A 4,086-nucleotide genomic window follows, 5' to 3' on the forward strand; every position below is an offset into this window, starting at 1 on the left:
GCCCCTCCCGGCCCCCGGCCCAGCCCCTGCGCCCCCTGCCCCGCCCCGGCCTCGGCCTCGATGCGGCCGCGGCCGGGGCCGGGGCCCGGTCAGGACTAGAAGGCGTAGGCGTCCCCGGTGTCCAGGGCCAGCACCACGTGATCGTCGTTCGCGTGGTTCCGGTCCGTCGCACCGCCGTTCCACCACGTGTCCACCCGTACCACCACCTCCGGCACCCGCTCCCGCAGCTCCAGCGCCAGGCCCACGTGCCGGCCCCGCCCGCGCAGCGGCAACGGGCCCGTCTCGCACACCACCTCACGCAGGCCCGCCCGAGCACAGCCCTCGGCCAGCTGCTGCCGGTCCGCCAGGTCCGCCGACAGCCGCACCCGTAGCGTCGCGTTCGGCAGCGCGGCCGGCCCGTCGTTCTCCGGAACCAGCCACACCCTCAACTGCGACCCCGACAGGGCCACCCGGCCGTGGTACGAGACGTCCGCCTCCGGCCCGGCCCACCCCGAACCCCACGCCTGCGCCGGCCCGGGCACACCCGCCCCGAACGCCAGCAACCCCGCCACCATCACACTCCGTACGGCGACACGGCGCACCGCCACCACCTCCTCGCGTCTCGCGCGGAGGCTAGCCCCCACCGGTCCCGATACGTCGGACCATCACACGAACGAGGGCGCGCCCGCCCCCATCTGCCCTGCGTACCTTTGAGCCATGCTGATCGCCCGCTCCGTCGCCCTCTTCGGTCTCGCCGCCCTCCTGGAGATCGGCGGCGCCTGGCTCGTCTGGCAGGGCGTACGCGAACACAAGGGCTGGGCCTGGATCGGCGCCGGCGTGATCGCCCTCGGCCTCTACGGCTTCGTCGCCACCCTCCAGCCCCAGGGCGACTTCGCCCGGGTCCTCGCCGCCTACGGCGGGGTCTTCGTCGCCGGCTCCCTCGCCTGGGGCGCCGTCGCCGACGGCTACCGCCCCGACCGCTGGGACGTCGTCGGCGCCCTCGTCTGCCTCGCCGGAATGGCCGTGATCATGTACGCCCCGCGCGGCCGCTGAGCCGCCCCGCCGCGCCTATGCTGGCGGGTAATCGTCCGTACGAACGACCGAGGAGCCCGCACATGAGCACGGCCGCCACCCGAACCGCCGTAGTCACCGGTGCGAGCAGCGGCATCGGCGCGGCCACCGCCCGACAGCTCGCCGCAGCCGGCTACCACGTCGTCCTCACCGCCCGCCGCAAGGACCGCATCGAGGCCCTCGCCGCCGAGCTCACCGAGGCCGGACACCACGCGACCGCCCACGCCCTCGACGTCACCGACCGCGCCGCCGTCGACGCCCTCGCCGCCTCCCTCGACCGCTGCGACGTCCTCGTCAACAACGCCGGAGGCGCCATCGGCGCCGAGCCCGTCGCCACCGGCGACCCCGCCGACTGGCGCACCATGTACGAGGTCAACGTCATCGGCACGCTCCACGTCACCCAGGCCCTGCTCCCCGCCCTCACCGCCTCCGGCGACGGCACGGTGGTGGTCCTCTCCTCCACCGCCGGCCACGCCACGTACGAGGGCGGCGCCGGTTACGTCGCCGCCAAGAACGGCGCCCGCGTCCTGGCCGAGACCCTCCGCCTGGAGATCGTCGGCCAGCCCGTACGCGTCATCGAGATCGCCCCCGGCATGGTCCGGACGGAGGAGTTCGCGAAGACCCGCTTCCGCGGCGACGCGGAGAAGGCGGCCAAGGTCTACGCGGGCGTCGCCGAGCCCCTGACCGCCGACGACGTGGCCGACACCATCACCTGGGCCGTCACCCGCCCCAGCCACGTCAACATCGACCTCCTGGTCGTCCGCCCCCGCGCCCAGGCCTCGAACACGAAGGTCCACCGCGACCTCTAGACGACTCCGGCACTCCTCAGTCACGGCACCAGGGCCGCCAGCCCCAGCCCGGCGGCCCCAGTGAGCGCAGTCGCGCGTCGAGACGGACAACTCCCTTACAGCAAGCGAAAGTTGCCGATCGACTGTCCAGGGAGCTTCCCAGGCACCGAGTGGAGATTCTCCACGGGAGGCTCACTGTGACCCCCGTCCCCGAGGAGGCCGGCGTACCCCTCGAACTCTCCGTGGACCTCCTCCTCGGCGGCATCGCAGGCTGACGCACACGAGGGGCCCGATCGTGATCGGCCCGGGCCCCTCCGTTCCCCCGACAGCCGCGCCCGGGCCTCAGCCCTTGACGCAGATGACCTGCTTGAGCTTGGCCACGACCTGGACGAGGTCGGTCTGCTGGTCGATGACCTGCTCGATCGACTTGTAGGCACCAGGGATCTCGTCCACGACACCGGCGTCCTTACGGCACTCGACGCCCTTCGTCTGCTCCGCCAGGTCGCGCGCCGAGAACCTCTTCTTCGCCGCGGTCCGGCTCATCTTCCGGCCCGCGCCGTGCGAGGCCGAGTTGAAGGACTTCTCGTTGCCGAGACCCTTCACGATGTAGGAGCCCGTGCCCATCGAGCCGGGGATGATCCCGTAGTCACCGCTGCCGGCGCGGATCGCGCCCTTGCGGGTGACCAGCAGGTCCATGCCGTCGTACCGCTCCTCCGCCACGTAGTTGTGGTGGCAGCTGATCTCGCGGTCGAAGGAGACCTTGGCCTTGCGGAACTCCTTGCGGACGACCTCCTTGAAGAGACTCATCATCGCCGCACGGTTGAACTTCGCGTACTCCTGCGCCCAGAAGAGGTCGTTGCGGTACGCCTCCATCTCGGGCGTCGCCGCGAGGAAGACCGCCAGATCCCGGTCGACCAGGTTCTGGTTGTGCGCGAGGCCCCGGGCCACGCCGATGTGGTGCGCCGCGAGCTCGTTGCCGATGTTCCGGGAACCGGAGTGCAGCATCAACCAGACCGAGCCTGACTCATCGAGACAGAACTCGATGAAGTGGTTGCCGCTTCCAAGCGTTCCGACCTGCTTTGTAGCGCGTTCCTGACGGAATTTGACCGCATCGGTGAGGTAGTCGAACCGCTTCCACAGGTCCTCGTACCCCTCCACCGAGAAGCCGTACAGCCGCGACGGGTCCACGGCTTCCTTGTGGAGGCCCATCCCCACCGGGATCGCCTGCTCGATCTTGGAGCGGAGCTTGGACAGGTCGCCCGGGAGGTCGTTCGCCGTCAGGGAGGTCTTCACCGCGGACATGCCGCAGCCGATGTCCACACCCACCGCCGCCGGGCAGACCGCGTCCTTCATGGCGATCACCGATCCGACCGTGGCCCCCTTGCCGTAGTGGACGTCCGGCATGACGGCCAGGCCCTTGATCCACGGAAGGGTGGCGACGTTGTGGAGCTGCTGCATCGCGCCGGCCTCGACCGACGCCGGGTCGGTCCACATCCTGATCGGGACCTGGGCCCCCGGTACCTCTACGAACGACATAAGGAATCAATCCCCCGAAACCAACAGAAAGGTGAGAATGCGCAAAAGCCTCGCTCTTGATCCCAAATACGACAGGGGACCGGCGCCAGCACCAGCGTGTGCGATAGACATTGTGTCCAGCCGCACTCAAGTCGCGGCAACGCATTTTCCTGACCGGCGGGCGTCCGCGGGTCGAAGGGAGCCAGTGGACGTGCAGCGCACAGCGGTACGGCGAGTCCTGCCCGGCATCGCGATGCTCACCGCGCTCGCGGCCGGTGCGGCCGGTCTGACCGGGTGCACCGGCGGGAGCACCGGGGGCAGCACCAGCGACTCGAAGGCCGGCGGCAGCTCCGCCGTGCCCGCCCAGCCGGGCAAGTACCGCAGCCTGCCCGCACCCTGCAGGGCGGCCGCCGACAGCAAGAAGCTGAAGGCCATGCTCCCCGCGCCGGACAGTCTCACCCCCGAACAGCGCGACCAGTTGTACGCGGGCGTCGCCGACGCCTCGTACGACGGCGACCGGCACGTCGGCTGCCGCTGGACCGCGCAGACCCCGGAGGAGACCCGGCTGCTGTCGGTCGGTTTCGAACGCGTCGTCTCCTACGACCGCGGCGCCGCCAGCGACGACGACAAGGCCAAGCAGGTCTACGTACGCCTGCTCACCGACGCGCACCTGCCCTTCCCGGGCCCGGCCACGCCCCCCAGCCCGGGCGCCGCCAACCCCGCCACCCCCGCC

Annotated in this window: 4 protein-coding genes and 1 pseudogene; 3 read left to right on the forward strand and 2 right to left on the reverse strand. The window is 71.1% G+C overall.

The features are described 5' to 3' along the window. Positions 1–95: 95 nt before the first annotated feature. Positions 96–581 (reverse strand): hypothetical protein, encoded by a 486-nt coding sequence (locus IH80_RS0137945; RefSeq protein ID WP_030966458.1) that lies wholly within the window; start codon positions 579–581, stop codon positions 96–98. Between the two features lie 115 nt (positions 582–696). Here IH80_RS0137945 and IH80_RS0137950 point away from each other — a divergent pair, with 115 nt between their 5' ends. After that, positions 697–1,032: a YnfA family protein gene (locus tag IH80_RS0137950; RefSeq protein WP_030966459.1), complete on the forward strand. Its 336-nt coding sequence runs from the start codon at positions 697–699 to the stop codon at positions 1,030–1,032. 62 nt (positions 1,033–1,094) lie between these two features. Then, a complete protein-coding gene (locus IH80_RS0137955) occupies positions 1,095–1,859 on the forward strand; it encodes an SDR family NAD(P)-dependent oxidoreductase (RefSeq protein ID WP_030966461.1) in 765 nt (254 codons plus the stop codon). Positions 1,860–2,180: 321 nt separating this feature from the next. Here the strand turns inward: IH80_RS0137955 and IH80_RS0137965 are convergent, their stop codons facing one another. Further along, positions 2,181–3,374: an RtcB family protein gene (locus tag IH80_RS0137965; RefSeq protein WP_030966462.1), complete on the reverse strand. Its 1,194-nt coding sequence runs from the start codon at positions 3,372–3,374 to the stop codon at positions 2,181–2,183. A gap of 190 nt (positions 3,375–3,564) precedes the next feature. On the opposite strand from IH80_RS0137965, the pseudogene IH80_RS0137970 reads away from it, so the two are divergent. Next, positions 3,565–4,086, forward strand: a pseudogene (locus IH80_RS0137970) (hypothetical protein); the annotation flags it as partial.

Source organism: Streptomyces sp. NRRL S-378 (assembly GCF_000720645.1).
Taxonomy (GTDB): domain Bacteria; phylum Actinomycetota; class Actinomycetes; order Streptomycetales; family Streptomycetaceae; genus Streptomyces.